Source organism: Microbacterium sp. MEC084 (assembly GCF_004514465.2).
Classification (GTDB): domain Bacteria; phylum Actinomycetota; class Actinomycetes; order Actinomycetales; family Microbacteriaceae; genus Microbacterium.
In genome coordinates this window covers 50,695-68,784 of sequence record NZ_MYFP02000001.1, presented here as the reverse complement: position 1 = coordinate 68,784, position 18,090 = coordinate 50,695, and the positions used below count along the sequence as shown (strand labels likewise).

General features: G+C 70.9%; 13 protein-coding genes and 1 tRNA gene. 13 read left to right on the top strand and 1 reads right to left on the bottom strand.

The genetic code is table 11. The features are described from left to right. Positions 1 to 38: 38 nt before the first annotated feature. The 11 genes from B5M43_RS00335 (at position 39) to B5M43_RS00285 (ending at position 13,247) form a co-directional block, all read left to right on the top strand. Positions 39 to 269, top strand: coding sequence for a DUF6704 family protein (locus tag B5M43_RS00335; RefSeq protein ID WP_055988280.1), 231 nt, complete (start codon positions 39 to 41; stop codon positions 267 to 269). 29 nt (positions 270 to 298) lie between these two features. Further along, positions 299 to 1,075, top strand: coding sequence for an indole-3-glycerol phosphate synthase TrpC (gene trpC / locus B5M43_RS00330; RefSeq protein ID WP_134745145.1), 777 nt, complete (start codon positions 299 to 301; stop codon positions 1,073 to 1,075). Further along, entirely contained in the window at positions 1,072 to 2,313 is a 1,242-nt protein-coding gene (trpB, locus tag B5M43_RS00325) for a tryptophan synthase subunit beta (protein ID WP_268992968.1), read from the top strand. The genes trpC and trpB overlap by 4 nt, the downstream gene beginning before the upstream one ends. Positions 2,314 to 2,350: 37 nt before the next feature. Beyond that, positions 2,351 to 3,145, top strand: coding sequence for a tryptophan synthase subunit alpha (gene trpA / locus B5M43_RS00320; protein ID WP_134745082.1), 795 nt, complete (start codon positions 2,351 to 2,353; stop codon positions 3,143 to 3,145). A 42-nt stretch (positions 3,146 to 3,187) separates the two neighbouring features. Then, positions 3,188 to 4,183 (top strand): prolipoprotein diacylglyceryl transferase, encoded by a 996-nt coding sequence (gene lgt / locus B5M43_RS00315; RefSeq protein ID WP_082542907.1) that lies wholly within the window; start codon positions 3,188 to 3,190, stop codon positions 4,181 to 4,183. Positions 4,184 to 4,304: 121 nt separating this feature from the next. Beyond that, entirely contained in the window at positions 4,305 to 8,879 is a 4,575-nt protein-coding gene (gene gltB, locus B5M43_RS00310; protein ID WP_055988275.1) for a glutamate synthase large subunit, read from the top strand. Next, positions 8,872 to 10,338, top strand: coding sequence for a glutamate synthase subunit beta (locus B5M43_RS00305; RefSeq protein ID WP_134745084.1), 1,467 nt, complete (start codon positions 8,872 to 8,874; stop codon positions 10,336 to 10,338). The genes gltB and B5M43_RS00305 overlap by 8 nt, the downstream gene beginning before the upstream one ends. Before the next feature lie 86 nt (positions 10,339 to 10,424). Further along, entirely contained in the window at positions 10,425 to 11,870 is a 1,446-nt protein-coding gene (gene pyk, locus B5M43_RS00300) for a pyruvate kinase (RefSeq protein WP_134745086.1), read from the top strand. A 62-nt stretch (positions 11,871 to 11,932) separates the two neighbouring features. Beyond that, positions 11,933 to 12,018: transfer RNA gene (locus tag B5M43_RS00295), tRNA-Leu, on the top strand. Positions 12,019 to 12,093: 75 nt separating this feature from the next. Continuing rightward, entirely contained in the window at positions 12,094 to 12,708 is a 615-nt protein-coding gene (locus B5M43_RS00290; RefSeq protein WP_134745088.1) for an ANTAR domain-containing response regulator, read from the top strand. Then, a complete protein-coding gene (locus tag B5M43_RS00285) occupies positions 12,705 to 13,247 on the top strand; it encodes a GNAT family N-acetyltransferase (protein WP_134745090.1) in 543 nt (180 codons plus the stop codon). Before B5M43_RS00290 ends, B5M43_RS00285 begins: the two co-directional genes overlap by 4 nt. A gap of 17 nt (positions 13,248 to 13,264) precedes the next feature. On the opposite strand, the gene B5M43_RS00280 is transcribed toward B5M43_RS00285, so the two are convergent. Continuing rightward, positions 13,265 to 13,687, bottom strand: coding sequence for a PaaI family thioesterase (locus tag B5M43_RS00280; protein WP_055988265.1), 423 nt, complete (start codon positions 13,685 to 13,687; stop codon positions 13,265 to 13,267). Positions 13,688 to 13,762: 75 nt separating this feature from the next. Between B5M43_RS00280 and polA the strand changes: the two genes are divergently transcribed. Together polA and B5M43_RS00270 are read left to right on the top strand one after the other, a co-directional pair. After that, positions 13,763 to 16,390 (top strand): DNA polymerase I, encoded by a 2,628-nt coding sequence (polA, locus tag B5M43_RS00275; protein WP_134745092.1) that lies wholly within the window; start codon positions 13,763 to 13,765, stop codon positions 16,388 to 16,390. Positions 16,391 to 16,412: 22 nt separating this feature from the next. After that, positions 16,413 to 18,080 (top strand): DUF885 domain-containing protein, encoded by a 1,668-nt coding sequence (locus tag B5M43_RS00270; protein ID WP_134745094.1) that lies wholly within the window; start codon positions 16,413 to 16,415, stop codon positions 18,078 to 18,080. Positions 18,081 to 18,090: the final 10 nt, after the last annotated feature.

The window sequence follows — 18,090 nt, the reverse complement described above, 5'->3', positions numbered from 1 at the left end:
ACTTTCCCCGTCCCACGCATCGAAGGAGAACACACGAGATGAGCAACCAGATCGGCGACCCCGGCCACGGACACTCGCCCGCCGCGTGGACGGCCGTGATCATCATGCTGGTGGCGATCGCCCTCGGCACGGTCGCGCTGTTCCTCGACGCCATCTGGCTCGTGTGGGTCTCGGTCGGGCTTCTCGTCCTCGGTGCGGTCGTGGGCTGGATCCTGACGAAGGCCGGCTACGGCGCCAACGGACACAAGTACACCCCGAAAGCGCACTGATGCTGCTACACCCCGAAAGCGCACTGATGCTGCTGGCCGACCTCACGGCCGGGTCGGTGGAGGACGCGGAGAACCGCCGGCTCATTCGTCCCCTCGCGGAGGTCGAGCGCATCGCCCTCTCGCAGCCGCCCGCCCGTGACGCCCTCGCGGCTCTCGCGCCCGCCGAGCGCGTGCGCATCATCGCCGAGGTCAAGCGCGCGAGCCCCTCGCGCGGCGACCTCGCCGCGATTCCGGATCCCGCCCGTCAGGCGCGGCTGTACGAGCAGGGCGGCGCCTCCGCCATCAGCGTGCTCACGGAGCAGCGCCGGTTCAAGGGCAGCCTGGAGGACCTGACCGCGGTGCGGTCGGCCGTGTCGCTGCCCGTGCTGCGCAAGGACTTCATCGCCACGCCGTACCAGGTGATGGAGGCGCGCGCCGCGGGCGCGGACCTCGTGCTGCTGATCGTCGCCGCGCTCGAGCAGCCGCTGCTGGCGGAGCTCTACGACCTGATCGTCGAACTCGGGATGACGCCGCTGGTGGAGACCCACTCCGCCGACGAGGTCGCGCGAGCCGCCGACCTGGGTGCCAAGCTGATCGGCGTGAACGCGCGCGACCTGTCGACCTTCGAGCTCGACCGCGACCTGTTCGGCCGCCTGGCCGACAGCATCCCGGCGGATGCGATCAAGATCGCCGAGTCGGCCGTGCTGCAGCCCGCCGACGTCGCGCACTACCGCGCGGCCGGCGCCGACGTCGTCCTGATCGGCGAAGCCCTCGTGACGGGCGATCCCGTCGCGACCCTCAACGCGTTCCTGGAGGCCGGATCTTGACGAGCCTGCGTGACCAGCCCGGCCCCTTCTTCGGGGAGTTCGGCGGTCGATTCATGCCGGAGTCGCTGATCGCGGCGATCGATGAGCTCGCCCTCGCGCACGCGGAGGCGATGGCCGACCCGTCATTCACGGCCGAGCTGTCGGGCCTCCTGGCCGACTACGCCGGGCGTCCGTCGGCGCTGACCGAGGTGCCGCGGTTCGCGCAGCACGCCGGTGGCGCGCGCATCTTCCTGAAGCGCGAGGACCTCAACCACACGGGCTCGCACAAGATCAACAACGTGCTCGGCCAGGCGCTGCTCACGCGGCGCCTCGGCAAGACGCGCGTGATCGCGGAGACCGGCGCGGGCCAGCACGGCGTCGCGACCGCGACCGCCGCGGCCCTGTTCGGCCTCGAGTGCACGATCTACATGGGGGAGGTCGACACCGAGCGCCAGGCGCTCAACGTCGCTCGCATGCGCCTGCTCGGGGCCGAGGTCGTCGCGGTCAAGACGGGCTCGCGCACGCTGAAGGACGCGATCAACGAGGCGTACCGCGACTGGGTCGCGAGCGTCGAGATGACCAACTACATCTTCGGCACGGCGGCGGGCCCGCACCCGTTCCCCGCCATGGTGCGCGACTTCCAGAAGATCATCTCGGAGGAGGCGCGCGCGCAGCTGCTGGAGCGCGCGGGCCGCCTTCCCGACGCCGTGCTCGCGTGCGTGGGCGGCGGCTCGAACGCGATCGGCATGTTCGACGCGTTCCTGGATGACGAGGGTGTCCGCCTGTACGGCGTGGAGGCCGCCGGCGACGGGGTCGACACCCCGCGTCACGCGGCCTCGATCGAGCGCGGCCGCCCGGGCGTGCTGCACGGAGCGCGCACCTTCGTGCTGCAGGACGAGGACGGTCAGACGGTCGAGTCCCACTCGATCTCGGCCGGCCTGGACTACCCGGGCGTCGGCCCGGAGCACTCGTGGCTCGCGTCCATCGGCCGCGCCGAGTACATCCCCGCGACGGACGACGAGGCGATGCAGGCGCTGCGGCTGCTGAGCCGCACGGAGGGCATCATCCCCGCGATCGAGTCGGCGCACGCCCTGGCCGGGGCGCTGCGGATCGGGCGCGAGCTCGGCCCCGACGCGATCCTCGCGGTGTGCCTCTCGGGCCGCGGCGACAAGGACATGGACACGGCGGCGCGGTACTTCGACCTGTACGACGACGCCCAGACCGCCGACCAGCACGGCACGCAGGGAGCACAGGCATGATGCGTCGCGAAGCGACCAGATTGAGCGAGGGCACGAAGTGACCGAGTCGAAATCCGCGGTCGAGGACGCCATCGCGAAGGCCCACGCAGAGGGCCGCGGCGCCTTCGTCGGGTACCTGCCCGTCGGCTACCCCGACCTGCAGACCAGCATCGACGCGGCCGTGGCGCTCGCCGAGAACGGCGTCGACATCATCGAGCTCGGCCCGCCCTACAGCGACCCGGTGATGGACGGCCCGATCATCCAGGAGGCCACGCAGGCCGCGCTGGCCGCGGGCTTCCGCACGCGCGACCTGTTCACCGCGCTGCGCGAGATCACGGCGCGCACCGACGTGCCCGTGCTGGTGATGACGTACTGGAACCCCGTGGTGCAGTACGGCGTGGACCGCTACGCCGACGACCTGCTGGCCGCCGGCGGCGCGGGGCTCATCACGCCGGACATCACCCCCGAGGCGGCGCCCGAGTGGATCGCGGCGAGCGAGCGCACCGGCCTGGACCGAGTGTTCCTGGCGGCGCCGACCTCGAGCGACGAGCGCCTCGACCTCGTGGTGCGCAACACCACGGGCTTCGTGTACACGGTCTCGACCATGGGCATCACGGGCGAGCGCGCCGAGCTGGACGCGGCCGCTCGCACGCTCGTCGAGCGCCTGCGTGAGCACGGCGCCGCGCGCGCGTGCGTGGGCATCGGCATCTCGACCGCCGACCAGATCGCGGGCGTGCTCGAGTACGCCGACGGCGCGATCGTCGGCACGGCGCTCGTTCGCGCCCTGCGCGACGGCGGCGTCGAGCAGCTCGCCGCCACGACGCGCGAGCTCGCCGCCGGCACGAAGCGCTGACCCCGTCCGGCATCCGCCTCGCGGAGAACTAGACTCGGGACCATGCTGTCTTCCGCCCTTGTGAGCGTCGTCACGAGCATCCCCAGCCCGCCGGTCAGCTACATCGACCTGGGCCCGGTGCGCATCCACTTCTACGCGCTGTGCATCATCGCGGGCATCGTGATCGCCACGCTGATGACGAACCGCCGCCTCACCAAGCGCGGCGCCGAGCCGTGGATCGTGATCGACATCGCGCTGCTGGCGGTGCCCCTCGCGATCGTGGGCGCGCGCATCTTCCACGTGGCGACGCACCCCGGGTTCTACTTCGGCGAGGGCTCCAACCCGTGGAACCCGACGCAGCCCGGCTCGGTCTGGGCGATCTGGGAGGGCGGCATCGCGATCTTCGGCGCGCTCCTGGGCGGCGCGGTCGGCGCCTGGCTCGGCTGCCGGTGGACCGGCATCCGGTTCTGGACGTTCGCGGACGCGCTCGCGCCCGGGCTCCTCCTGGCGCAGGCGATCGGCCGATTCGGCAACTGGTTCAACCAGGAGCTGTACGGCTGGCCCACCGACCTGCCCTGGGGCCTCGAGATCGACCCCGACAACGCGGCGTTCCCGCCCGGGCTGGCCGAGGACACGCTGTTCCACCCGACGTTCCTCTACGAGGTGATCTGGAACGTCCTGGGCGTGGTCTTCCTGCTCTGGATCGGCAACCGCCTGCGTCTGCAGTGGGGCCGCCTGTTCGCGCTCTACCTGATCTGGTACGGCGCCGGACGCGTCGTGTGGGAGTCCATCCGGATCGACCCGAGCGAGATCTACTTCGGCCTGCGCACGAACGTGTGGGCGGCGATCCTCGGCATCGTGGTCGGCATCGTCATCCTGCTGGTGCAGCGCCGCCACTTCGGCCTCGAGCCGTCGCCGTACCAGCCCGGGCGCGAGCGCGCCGGTTCCGAGGCGGTACAATCGGGGGACCCCACCGAATTCGTCGACGTCAGCGAACCGCCCGCGTCGGAATTCTCACCCCATCAGGCCGCCGCCACAAGCACCGCAGCCGCGAAGTAGAACCGCTGCTCTCGAGGGGCGCGGTCGGTCCTTCGCAGGCGGCGTGCGGCGAGCACAGCTGCTGTATCCCCATCGGGCCGACGTCGTCCCAGCAGAGCAACAACCACCTAGGACGGTAGGCATGGCATCGAGCCCCCGTTACGGCGCCGGCGGCGCCTTCCCCGCGAAGCAGGGGATGTACAACCCTGCGTTCGAGAAGGACGCGTGCGGTCTCGCGATGGTCGCGACCCTGCGCGGCGAGGCGGGCCACGACATCGTGGACCTCGCCCTCACCGCCCTGCGCAACCTCGAGCACCGCGGCGCCATCGGCTCCGACGCGGGCACGGGCGACGGTGCCGGCATCCTCACGCAGATGCCCGACGCGTTCCTGCGCGCGGTGGTCGACTTCGACCTGCCGCCGGTGGGGGAGTACGCGGCCGGCATGATCTTCCTGCCCCGCGACGACGAGGCCCGCGCCGCCATGAAGGCGTCGATCGAGAGCGTCGCCGCGAGCGAGGGCCTCGAGGTGCTCGGGTGGCGCGAGGTGCCGACCGAGGACGAGCACCTCGGCAAGCTGGCCTTCGACGCGCGTCCGGCGTTCGAGCAGGTGTTCATCACGTGCCCGGCCCAGGACGGCGAGGAGCCGCTCTCGGGCATCGCGCTCGACCGCCGCGTGTACCGCCTGCGCAAGCGCGCCCAGCACGAGCTCGAGGCGTACTTCGTGACCCTCTCGAGCCGCACGCTCGGCTACAAGGGCATGGTCACGACTCTCCAGCTCGAGCCGTTCTACCCCGACCTGCAGGACGAGCGCTTCGTGACGGAGCTCGCCGTCGTGCACAGCCGCTACTCGACCAACACGTTCCCGTCGTGGCCGCTCGCGCAGCCGCTGCGCATGCTCGCCCACAACGGCGAGATCAACACGGTCGGCGGCAACCGCAACTGGATGCGCGCGCGCCAGTCGCAGCTCGAGTCCGAGCTGCTCGGCGACATCCGCCCGCTGCTGCCGATCTGCGCCGACGGCCAGAGCGACTCCGCCTCGTTCGACGAGGTGCTCGAGCTGCTGACGCTCACCGGCCGCAGCCTGCCGCACGCGATGCTGATGATGGTCCCCGAGGCCTACGAGAAGCAGGCGGACATCGATCCCGACGTGCGCGCCTTCTACGAGTACCACTCGCTCCAGATGGAGCCGTGGGACGGCCCCGCGTCGCTGATCTTCACCGACGGCACGATCGTCGGCGGCATGCTCGACCGCAACGGCCTGCGTCCGGGCCGCTGGACCGTCACGAAGGACGGCCTCGTGGTCATCGGCTCCGAGACGGGCGTGCTCGACTTCGAGCCCGAGCGCATCGAGCGCCGCGGGCGCCTGCTGCCCGGCCGCATGTTCGTGGTCGACACGGCCCAGGGCCGCATCATCGAGGACGACGAGATCAAGCGCGAGCTCGCCGCCATGCACCCGTGGCAGGAGTGGCTCGACAAGGGCACGGTGCGCCTCGCCGACCTGCCCGAGCGCGAGCACATCGTCCACCCGATCGCGTCGATCAACCGGCGCCTGCGAACCTTCGGCTACACCGAGGAGGAGGTGCGCATCCTGCTGGCCCCCATGGGCCGCACGGGCGCGGAGCCCCTCGGCGCCATGGGCTCGGACACCCCGATCGCGGTGCTCAGCGAGCGCCCGCGCCTGCTGTTCGACTACTTCACGCAGCAGTTCGCGCAGGTCACCAACCCGCCGCTCGACTCCATCCGCGAGGAGGTCGTGACCAGCCTCAAGCTCGGTCTCGGCCCCGAGGCGAACCTGCTCTCGTGGGGTCCGGAGCACGCCCGCACGGTCGGGCTGGACTTCCCGGTGATCGACAACGACGAGCTCGCGAAGATCCAGCACATCGACACCGCCCTGCCCGGGCGCTCGTCCGTGACCCTGCGCGGCCTCTACCGCGTCGCCGCCGGCCGAAAGGGGCTCGAGAAGCGCCTCGCGCAGCTCTGCCGCGAGGCCGACAAGGCGATCGAGGACGGCGCCGAGTTCATCGTGCTCAGCGACCGCGACTCCAACCAGGACCTCGCGCCCATCCCGTCGCTGCTCATGCTGTCGGCGATCCACCACCACCTCATCCGCAACGAGACGCGCATGAAGGTCGGCCTGGTGGTCGAGGCCGGCGACGTGCGCGAGGTGCACCACGTCGCGACGCTCATCGGCTACGGGGCGTCCGCCGTGAACCCGTACCTCGCAATGGAGACGGTCGAGAACCTCGTCCGCACCGGATCGATCCAGGGCGTCACGCCCGAGAAGGCCGTCAAGAACCTGATCTACGCGCTCGGCAAGGGCGTGCTGAAGATCATGTCGAAGATGGGCATCTCGACCGTGTCGTCGTACGCGGGTGCCCAGGTGTTCGAGGCCGTCGGTCTGTCCCAGGAGCTGATCGACGCGTACTTCACCGGCACCGAGAGCAAGCTCGGCGGCATCGGGCTCGACCAGATCGCGGCCGAGAACGCCGCGCGCCACGCGTTCGCCTACCCCGAGGACCGCGCGCCGCGCGCGCACGAGCGCCTGTGGACCGGCGGCGAGTACCAGTGGCGCCGCGACGGCGCCCCGCACCTGTTCAACCCGGACACGGTGTTCCGCCTGCAGCACTCGACGCGCACGCGCCGCTACGACATCTTCCGCGAGTACACCAAGCTCGTGGACGACCAGGCGGCCGAGCTCAAGACGCTGCGCGGTCTGTTCCAGCTGCGCACGGGCGTGCGCCCGGCCGTGCCGATCGACGAGGTCGAGCCGGTGTCGGAGATCGTGAAGCGCTTCTCGACGGGCGCGATGAGCTACGGCTCGATCTCGCGCGAGGCCCACGAGACGCTCGCGATCGCGATGAACCGCCTGGGCGGCAAGTCGAACACCGGTGAGGGCGGCGAGGACGTCGACCGCCTGCTCGACCCCGAGCGTCGCAGCTCGATCAAGCAGGTCGCGTCGGGCCGCTTCGGCGTCACCAGCCTGTACCTCACCGAGGCCGACGACATCCAGATCAAGCTCGCGCAGGGCGCCAAGCCCGGCGAGGGCGGTCAGCTGCCCCCGGGCAAGGTGTACCCGTGGGTCGCGCGGACGCGTCACGCGACCGCCGGCGTGGGCCTGATCTCGCCGCCGCCGCACCACGACATCTACTCGATCGAGGATCTCAAGCAGCTGATCTTCGACCTGAAGCGCGCGAACCCGAAGGCCCGCATCCACACCAAGCTGGTGAGCCAGTCGGGCATCGGCGCGGTCGCCGCGGGCGTGGCGAAGGCGCTGAGCGACGTCATCCTGGTCTCCGGCCACGACGGCGGCACGGGCGCGAGCCCGCTGAACTCGCTCAAGCACGCGGGCACGCCGTGGGAGCTCGGTCTCGCCGAGACGCAGCAGACGCTCATGCTGAACGGCATGCGCGACCGCGTCGTCGTGCAGGTCGACGGCCAGCTCAAGACCGGCCGCGACGTCATCATCGGCGCCCTGCTGGGCGCGGAGGAGTTCGGCTTCGCCACGGCTCCGCTCGTGGTCGAGGGCTGCATCATGATGCGCGTGTGCCACCTCGACACCTGCCCGGTGGGCGTGGCCACGCAGAACCCCGTGCTGCGCTCGCGCTTCACCGGCAAGGCGGAGCACGTCGTCAACTTCATGGAGTTCATCGCCCAGGAGGTGCGCGAGTACCTCGCCGAGCTCGGCTTCCGCTCGCTCGACGAGGCGATCGGCCACGCCGAGGTGCTCGACGTGAACCCCGCGGTGGAGCACTGGAAGGCCTCGGGTCTCGACCTGACGCCGATCCTCGAGGGCCCCCGCTTCGCGGAGGACGAGCCGCGCCGCCACCAGCGCGACCAGCTGCACGAGCTCGAGGAGCACTTCGACGTGCCGCTGATCGAGCGGGCGCAGGACGTGATCGCGAACGGCGGTCAGATCTCCATCCAGCTGCCCGTGCGCAACACCGCTCGCGCGGTCGGGACCATGCTCGGCCACCACGTCACGAAGGCGCGAGGCGAGCACGGCCTGCCGGCCGGGTCGATCGACATCACGCTGACGGGCTCGGCCGGGCAGTCGTTCGGGGCGTTCCTGCCCAACGGCATCACGCTGCGCCTCGAGGGCGACTCGAACGACTACGTCGGCAAGGGCCTCTCGGGCGGGCAGATCGTGATCCGCCCGCCGCGCGGCGCCACGTTCGACGCGTCGCAGAACGTCATCGCGGGCAACGTGATCGGCTACGGCGCGACCCAGGGCACGATGTTCCTGCGCGGCGTCGTGGGCGAGCGCTTCTTCGTCCGCAACTCGGGTGCGACCGCGGTCGTCGAGGGCGTGGGCGACCACGCGCTCGAGTACATGACCGGCGGCCTCGCGGTCATCCTGGGCCGCACTGGACGCAACCTGGGCGCCGGCATGTCGGGCGGCACGGCGTACGTGTACCGCCTCAACACGGATCTCGTGAACCGCGAGGCGCTCGCCTCGGGCGAGCTCACGCTCACCGAGCTGGGCTCGGGCGACGCCGAGATCCTGCGCGACCTGCTGGAGCAGCACGTCGCGCAGACCGAGTCGGAGCTGGCGCAGCGCCTGCTCGACGACTTCGAGAACGAGGTGGCGAACTTCGTGCGGGTCCTGCCGCGCGACTACGCCGCCGTCCTGCAGACCCGCCAGGAGGCGGTCGCCGAGGGTCTGGACCCCGACGGCGACGTCGTCTGGAACCGCATCCTGGAGGTGACCGGTGGCTGACCCCAAGGGCTTTCTGAAGGTGACCGAGCGGGAGCTCCCCGCTCGCCGTCCCGTGCCCGTGCGCATCCTCGACTGGAAGGAGGTGTACGAGCCGGGCGACTCGGCCATGCTCCGCCGCCAGGCGAGCCGCTGCATGGACTGCGGCATCCCGTTCTGTCATCAGGGCTGCCCCCTCGGCAACCTGATCCCCGAGTGGAACGACCTGATGTGGCGCGGCGAGGGCCGCTCCGCGATCGAGCGCCTGCACGCGACCAACAACTTCCCGGAGTTCACGGGCCGCCTGTGCCCCGCGCCGTGCGAGAGCGCGTGCGTGCTGGGCATCAACCAGCCCGCCGTCACGATCAAGCAGATCGAGGTCTCGACGATCGACGAGGCGTTCGCGAACGGATGGGTCGAGCCCAAGCCGCCGGCGCGCCTGACCGGCAAGACCGTCGCCGTGGTCGGCTCGGGCCCCGCCGGTCTCGCCGCCGCCCAGCAGCTCACGCGGGCCGGCCACACGGTCGCGGTGTACGAGCGCGACGACCGCATCGGCGGCCTGCTGCGCTACGGCATCCCGGACTTCAAGATGGAGAAGAAGCACCTCGAGTCGCGCCTGCGCCAGATGCAGGACGAGGGCACGCGGTTCCGTGCGGGCGTCGAGATCGGCAAGGACATCTCGTGGAGCGACCTGCGCGCGCGCTACGACGCCGTCGTGGTCGCCACCGGCTCCACGGTGCCGCGCGACCTGCCGATCCCGGGCCGGGAGCTCGCGGGCGTGCACTTCGCCATGGAGTACCTCGTCGAGGCGAACAAGGCGGTGGCGGGCGACCAGGTCCCGAACCAGATCACGGCCGAGGGCAAGCACGTCGTCGTGATCGGCGGCGGCGACACCGGCGCCGACTGCATCGGCACGGCGCACCGTCAGGGCGCGCTCAGCGTGACCAACCTCGCCATCGGCAAGCGCCCCGGCGACGACCGCCCGGAGCACCAGCCCTGGCCGATGATGCCCACCGTGTTCGAGGTCTCCTCGGCGCACGAGGAGGGCGGCGAGCGCCAGTACCTCGCGTCGACCGTCGAGTTCGTCGGAAACGACGCGGGCGAGGTGCGCGCCCTCGTGGTGGCCGAGACCGAGTTCGTCGACGGCCGCCGTGTGCCCAAGCCGGGCACGGAGCGCGAGATCCCGGCCGACCTGGTGCTGATCGCGATGGGCTTCACCGGCCCCGAGCGCGAGGCGCTCGAGCAGCAGCTGCAGGCGCAGTTCACGGCCCGAGGCAACGTCGAGCGCGACGGCGCCTTCCAGGCCACCGCTCCCGGTGTGTTCGTGGCCGGCGACGCCGGCCGCGGCCAGTCGCTCATCGTGTGGGCGATCGCCGAGGGCCGCTCTGTCGCGGCAGAGGTCGATTCGTACCTGATGGGGGAGACCTCTCTGCCCTCTCCGGTGCGTCCGACGGATGTCGCGATCGGTCTGCAGCCCGCGTAGGCTGAGCCCGAAAACCCCGAAGACGCCGACACGAGGATCGGAAGTTCCGTGCCGCCGTCTTATCACCCTGTGCGGAAGGTAATCAGTTGAGACGTGCCAAGATCGTCGCCACCCTCGGGCCCGCGACGTCGACACGCGAGAAGGTCCGTGAGCTCATCGAGGCCGGCGTCGACGTCGCCCGGCTCAATCTGAGCCACGGCGACTACTCGGTCCACGACGCCAACTACGAGAACGTGCGCGGCGCCGCCGAGGACGTGGGCAAGCCGGTCGCCGTCCTGGTGGACCTGCAGGGCCCCAAGATCCGGCTCGGCAAGTTCAAGGACGGCCCCCACTACCTCGCCGAGGGCGACATCTTCAAGATCACGATCGACGAGATCGAGGGCACCAAGGAGATCTGCGGCACGACCTACAAGGGCCTGCCTCAGGACGTGAAGCCGGGCGACTACCTGCTGATCGACGACGGCAAGGTGCGCCTGCAGGTCATCGAGGCCGACGAGCGGACCGTCACGACCAAGACGATCGTCGCGGGCAACGTGTCCAACAACAAGGGCATCAACATCCCGAGCGCCGCCGTGAACGTCCCCGCGCTGAGCGAGAAGGACGAGCAGGACCTGCGCTGGGCGCTCCGCAAGGGCGCCGACCTCATCGCCCTCTCGTTCGTGCGGAACGCGAAGGACGTGCAGCGCGCCCACGTGATCATGGCGGAGGAGGGGCGCCGCGTCCCGATCATCGCGAAGATCGAGAAGCCGCAGGCCGTGGACGCCCTCGAGGACATCGTCGACGCGTTCGACGGCATCATGGTCGCCCGCGGCGACCTCGGCGTCGAGCTCCCGCTCGAGGCCGTGCCGATCGTGCAGAAGAAGGCCGTCGAGCTCGCGCGCCGCATGGCCAAGCCGGTCATCGTCGCCACGCAGATGCTCGAGTCGATGATCAGCAACCCCGTTCCCACGCGCGCCGAGACCAGCGACGTGGCCAACGCGGTGCTGGACGGCGCGGACGCCGTGATGCTGTCGGGCGAGACCAGCGTCGGCGAGTACCCCGTCGTCACGGTCGCGACCATGGCGCGCATCATCGAGTCGACCGAGGAGCACGGCCTCGAGCGCATCCCGCCGCTCACGACCAAGCCCCGCACGCAGGGTGGCGCCATCACGCTCGCGGCCGTCGAGGTCGCGGACTTCGTCGACGCGAAGTTCCTGTGCGTCTTCACGCAGTCGGGCGACTCGGCGCGCCGCATGTCGCGCCTGCGCTCGCACCGCCCGATGATCGGCTTCACGCCGGAGGTCGGCATCCAGCGGCGCATGGCGCTGACCTGGGGCGTGCGCTCGACGCTGGTCGAGATGGTGGAGCACACGGACCTGATGTTCCACCAGGTCGACGAGTACCTCCTCGAGAACGGCCTCGCGCAGATCGGCGACAAGGTCGTGGTGATCTCCGGTTCGCCTCCCGGGATCGCGGGCTCGACCAACGACCTGCGCGTCCACAAGGTCGGCGACGCCGTCCAGGGCGCCGCTCCGATCTACCAGGAGCGGTAAGCAGGTCCGCCCGATACCGCCTCGCACGGGGTCACCCGCGCGAGGCGGTATCGTCGTTCCGGGCCGGTGTGGCGGAATGGCAGACGCGGCGCACTCAAAATGCGCTGTCCGTGAGGGCGTGTGGGTTCGAGTCCCACCACCGGCACCATGCGGCCACCACCGCACCAGCGGGGGAGCCGCGTGGCTCCCAGCCAGCCCAGACACGAAGAATTAGGATGGACACGTGACCGAAGAGCAGACCGGGCAGGCACCCGCGGCACCCCGCCGCGTCGTCGTGGCCGAGGACGAGTCCCTCATCCGCCTCGACATCGTCGAGATCCTCCGTGACAACGGGTTCGACGTGGTCGGCGAGGCCGGCGACGGCGAGACCGCCGTCCAGCTCGCGACCGAGCTGCGTCCCGACCTGGTGATCATGGACGTCAAGATGCCTCAGCTCGACGGCATCAGCGCGGCCGAGCGCCTCAGCAAGAACCACATCGCGCCCGTCGTGCTGCTGACGGCCTTCAGCCAGAAGGAGCTGGTCGAGCGCGCGAGCGAGGCCGGTGCCCTGGCCTACGTCGTCAAGCCGTTCACCCCGAACGACCTGCTGCCGGCGATCGAGATCGCCCTGGCCCGCTACGAGCAGATCATCACGCTCGAGGCCGAGGTCGCCGACATGGTCGAGCGCTTCGAGACCCGCAAGCTCGTCGACCGCGCGAAGGGCCTGCTGAACGAGAAGATGGGCCTGTCGGAGCCTGAGGCGTTCCGCTGGATCCAGAAGGCGTCGATGGACCGCCGCCTGACGATGCAGGACGTCGCCAAGGCGATCATCGAGCAGCTCGCGCCCAAGAAGGCGTGACCGAGCACCCGCTCACCGAGGACATCCGGCTCCGTCCCCTGCGTCTGGGGGACGGAGCCGCTCTGGCTGCGGCGTACATCCGCAACCGCGCGCACCTCGAGCCGTGGGAGCCGCTGCGCGATCCGGACTTCTACACCGTCGCGTCGCAGCAGGCGCAGACGCGCTACGCCGTCGCCGAGCACTCGCGCGGCGCGGCGCTGCGCTGGGTGCTCGAGGACGCGCAGTCGCGGATCGTCGGCCGGCTCAACGTGACGGACATCGTGCGCGGCGCGTTCCAGAGCGCCAACGTGGGCTACTGGCTCGACGCCGAGCTCACCGGGCGCGGGCTGATGACCAGGGCCGTGCGCATCGCGTCGGATCACGCGCGCGACGAGCTGGGCCTGCACCGCCTGCAGGCGGGGACGCTGCCGGAGAACACCGGATCCCAGGCCGTGCTCGAGCGCGCGGGATTCGAGCGGTTCGGCTTCGCGCCCCGCTACCTGCGGAGCGCGGGACAGTGGCGCGACCACGTGCTGTTCCAGCGGATCCTGCACGACTGAGCCGCGGCCTGCCGCGCTCAGCCCTGCGTCGACAGGTCCTTGATCAGGTTCGTGATCCGCACCGTGGAGCAGCGGCGGCCGGCCTCGTCCACGATCACGATCTCGTGCACGGCGACCGAGCGGCCGAGGTGCAGGGCCGTGCAGGTCGCGGTGACGAGTCCGGAGCGGGCCGAGCCGGTGTGGGTGGCGTTGATGTCGAGGCCGACGGCGAGGCGCCCCGGGCCCGCGTGGTAGTTCGCGGCCATGGACCCCATCGACTCGCCCAGCACCACGTATGCCCCGCCGTGCATGAGTCCGACCGGCTGGGTGTTGCCCTCGACGGGCATCGTGGCGACGGAGTGCTCGGCGGTGAACTCGGTGAAGCGGACGCCCATCCGCTCGGCGAGCGCGCCGATGCCGCGGTGGCGGACCCACTCGAGTCCGGGGGAGAGGTCGGACATCGGGCTCCTGATTCGGTGTCCTGCGCAGCTCCGCACCGCGGCGGTGGCGTCGGCGGTGCTCGTTAGGCTGACAGGGTGACGGACTCCGCAAAGCCTACCCTCCTGGTCGTCGACGGCCATTCGCTCGCCTACCGCGCGTTCTACGCGCTGCCGGTCGACAACTTCTCGACCAAGGACGGCCAGCACACGAACGGCATCTACGGCTTCCTGTCGATGTTCGTCAACCTTCTGAAGGCGGAGAAGCCCACCCACCTCGCGGTCGCCTTCGACACGTCGCGCGAGTCGTTCCGCACGCGGGAGTACACCGAGTACAAGGCGAACCGCTCCGAGACGCCGGCCGAGTTCAAGGGGCAGATCCCGCTGCTGCAGGAGTGCCTCGCCGCGATGGGCGTGACCGTGCTCCAGAAGGCCGACTACGAGGCCGACGACATCCTGGCGACGCTCGCGACGCGGGGCGCGGCCGAGGGGTTCAAGGTCCTGGTCTGCTCGGGCGACCGCGACACCATCCAGCTCGTGAACGACGACATCACCCTGCTGTACCCGTCCGTGCAGGGCGTGTCGCAGCTCAAGCGCTACGACCCCGCGGCGGTCGTCGAGAAGTACGGCCTCGCGCCGGAGTTCTACCCCGACATCGCCGCTCTCGTGGGCGAGACCAGCGACAACCTGCCCGGTGTGCCGAAGGTCGGCGAGAAGACCGCGGTGAAGTGGCTCACGCAGTTCGGCTCGCTCGACGCGCTGCTGGACGGCGCCGACACCATCAAGGGCGTCGTCGGAGGCAACCTGCGCGAGCACATCGAGGACGTCCGCCGCAACCGGCGGCTGAACCGTCTGCTGCGCGACGTCGAGCTCGAGTTCGGCCCCGCCGACCTCGCGGTCAAGCCGCTCGACGCCCAGGCCGTGCGGGACATCTTCGCCCGGCTCGAGTTCCGGACGCTGCTGCCGCGCGTGTTCGAGGCCGCCGGCGCCGTGATGGACGACGAGCCCGCCGCCGACGCCGAGCCGATGCCCGCGCCGCGCGAGCTCACGGCCGCCGAGCTGGCCGCCTGGGTCGCGGCCGCACCGGGCGAGATCGGCGTGACGATCACGACGGCGGCCGGGCTGCCCGACCGCATCGGGCTCTCCACCGGGTCCGACGCGGTGGAGGCCGGCTGGTCAGAGGACGTCGCCTCAGCCCTGCGCGACTGGTTCGCATCCGACGCGCCCAAGGTGCTCACGGACGCCAAGCCGCAGGTGAAGGCGCTCGGCCGCGCAGGCGTCGTCGTGGGCGGGCTCGCCTTCGACAACCTGCTCGCCGGCTGGCTGCTGCGCCCGAGCCTCCCGGACCGCTCCCTCGGCCACCTCGTCGAGCGCTACCTCGGAGAGAAGCTCCCCGAGGCCGACCTGTCGCAGCTCGTGCCCGAGACCGAGGGGGCCACGCCGGGCCAGCTGTCGTGGTTCACGCTGCGGGTCGCCGAGGGGCTGCGCGGCGAGCTGCCGGACGCCGTGCGCTTGGTGCTCACCGACATCGAGCTGCCGACGCTCGTCGCCCTGGCGGACATGGAGCTGGCCGGCGTCGCGGTGTCGCACGACAAGCTGTCCGGCTTCTCCTCGGAGCTGGGCGCCCGTGCCGAGGCGCTCGCTCAGGAGGCGTACGCGGCAATCGGCCACGAGGTCAACCTCGGATCGCCCAAGCAGCTGCAGGAGGTGCTCTTCGAGGAGCTGCAGCTGCCCAAGACCCGCAAGACGAAGACCGGCTACACGACGGACGCCGCGGCCCTCGCCGACCTTCAGGAGAAGGCGCACCACCCGTTCCTCGACGTGCTGCTGCAGCACCGCGAGGCCACCAAGCTCAAGCAGATCATCGACGGCCTCGACGCGGCGATCGGCGAGGACGGCCGCGTGCACACGACGTACGTGCAGACCGGCAGCCAGACCGGGCGCCTGTCGAGCACCGACCCGAACCTCCAGAACATCCCGGTGCGCACCGAGGAGTCGCGGCGCATCCGGGCGGCGTTCGAGGTGGGTGAGGGGTACGAGGCGCTGCTCACGGCCGACTACTCGCAGATCGAGATGCGGATCATGGCGCATCTCTCGGGCGATCCGGGCCTGATCGAGGCGTTCAACTCGGGCGAGGACCTGCACCGCTTCGTGGGCGCGCGCGTGTTCGGCGTCGCTCCCGAGGAGGTCACGCCCGCGATGCGCACGAAGGTCAAGGCCATGTCCTACGGCCTCGTGTACGGGCTGTCGGCGTTCGGCCTGTCGAAGCAGCTGCGCATCGAGCAGTCCGAGGCGAAGTCGCTCATGCTGGAGTACTTCGCGCGGTTCGGCGCGGTGCGCGATTACCTGCGGTCGTCGGTCGAGCAGGCCCGCGTGGACGGCTACACCGAGACGATCTTCGGGCGGCGGCGTCCGTTCCCGGACCTGACGAGCCCGAACCGCGTGCTCCGCGAGAACGCCGAGCGTGCGGCGCTCAACGCCCCCATCCAGGGCAGCGCCGCCGACATCATGAAGATCGCGCTGTTCCGCATCCACGACGACCTGCGGGGGATGGCCTCGCGCGTGCTGCTGCAGATCCACGACGAGCTCGTGGTCGAGGTGGCACCGGGGGAGTGGGACGCGGTCGAGCGCATCGTGCGCGACCGGATGGGCAGCGCCGCCGAGCTCTCGGTGCCGCTCGACGTGCAGGTCGGGCGCGGCGCGGACTGGAACGAGGCCGCGCACTGAGCGCGGCGGACGAGGAGCAGGGATGACCGAGCGCACGCCCACCGAGATCGACCGCATCGCCGAGGGATGGGTGGACCGGGTCGTCGAGCTGTCGCCGATAGCCGCCACGTACATCGGCCGCAGCGAGGCGAACGACCGCTTCGACGACTTCAGCCTCGCGGGCCACGAGCGTGCGCAGGAGGCCGCGCGCCGGACGCTGGCGGCGCTCGATGCCGCGACGCCCTCCGACGACGTGGACCGGGTCACGCAAGCCGATCTCGGCGCCGAGCTGCGTCTGTCCGCCGAGCTGCACGAGGCCCGCTGGCACCTGCGCGACCTCAACGTGATCGCCAGCGCGGCGCAGGACATCCGGCAGGTGTACGACCTGATGCCCACGGACTCGGCCGACGACTGGGACGTCATCGCCCGCCGCCTGCGCGCCGTCCCGGGCGCCATCGCCGGGTACATCGAGACGCTCTCCGAGGGCATCCGCCAGGGCGTCGTGCCCGCGGTGAGGCAGGTCCGCGAGGTGGCGGCGCAGATCCCGCGCTACACGGCTGAGGACGGCTTCTTCGCCTCGCTCGTCTCCGGCGCCGCGCCCGCGGACGGCGACCTCGCGACGTCGCTGCGCGCCGACCTGGAGCGCGGTGCGGAGGAGGCCCGTCGCGCGTACGACCGTCTCGCCGAGTTCCTCACCGACGCACTCGCACCGGCCGCCACCGAGGCCGACGGCGTCGGACGCGAGCTGTACGCGCTCCACTCGCGGCGCTTCCTCGGTGCGGTGATCGACCTCGACGAGACGTACGAGTGGGGCATCGAGGAGCTCGCGCGGATGACCTCCGAACAGGAGGCGATCGCGCGCGAGATCCTCCCCGGTGCGACCGTCGAGGAGGCCGTCGCCCACCTCGAGCGCGACCCGTCCCGCAAGCTGGTCGGCACGGACGCCCTGCGCACCTGGATGCAGGAGACGAGCGATCGCGCCGTGGCCGAGCTGGGGCGCACCCACTTCGACATCCCCGAGCCGATCCGCCGTCTGGAGTGCATGATCGCGCCCACGCAGGAGGGCGGGATCTATTACACCGGGCCGACCGACGACTTCTCGCGACCGGGCCGGATGTGGTGGTCGGTGCCGGAGGGTGTCACGGAGTTCGACACATGGCGCGAGCTCACCACCGTGTACCACGAGGGCGTGCCGGGCCACCACCTGCAGATCGGGCAGGCGGTCTACAACCGGGCTCAGCTGAACGCGTGGCGGCGCCTGCTCGCGGGCACGTCGGGGCACGCGGAGGGCTGGGCCCTGTACGCCGAGCGCCTCATGGAGCAGCTCGGCTATCTCGACGACCCCGCCGATCGCCTGGGCATGCTCGACGGCCAGCGGATGAGGGCGGCGCGCGTCGTGCTCGACATCGGCGTCCACCTCGGCAAGCCGCGCCCGGATGGCGACGGGGTCTGGGATGCCGACTATGCGCTCGAGTTCATGCGCCGGAACGTGAACATGCCCGACGAGTTCATCCGCTTCGAGGTCAACCGGTACCTCGGATGGCCCGGCCAGGCGCCGTCCTACAAGGTCGGCCAGCGCCTGTGGGAGCAGGTGCGGGACGAGTACCGGGCGGCGCGGGGCGCGGAGTTCTCGATGAAGGAGTTCCACAAGCGGGCGCTCGACCTCGGCGGGGTGGGCCTCGACACGCTGCGCACGGCGCTCGTCGGCTGACGGGAATACG

Bases quoted from the DNA above. Each gene is read 5' to 3' on its own strand.
- lgt (WP_082542907.1), top strand. From the start codon at position 3,188: ATGCTGTCTTCCGCCCTTGTGAGCGTCGTCACGAGCATCCCCAGCCCG.
- gltB (WP_055988275.1), top strand. From the start codon at position 4,305: ATGGCATCGAGCCCCCGTTACGGCGCCGGCGGCGCCTTCCCCGCGAAG.
- B5M43_RS00280 (WP_055988265.1), bottom strand. From the start codon at position 13,687: ATGTCCGACCTCTCCCCCGGACTCGAGTGGGTCCGCCACCGCGGCATC.
- B5M43_RS00335 (WP_055988280.1), top strand. From the start codon at position 39: ATGAGCAACCAGATCGGCGACCCCGGCCACGGACACTCGCCCGCCGCG.
- B5M43_RS00270 (WP_134745094.1), top strand. From the start codon at position 16,413: ATGACCGAGCGCACGCCCACCGAGATCGACCGCATCGCCGAGGGATGG.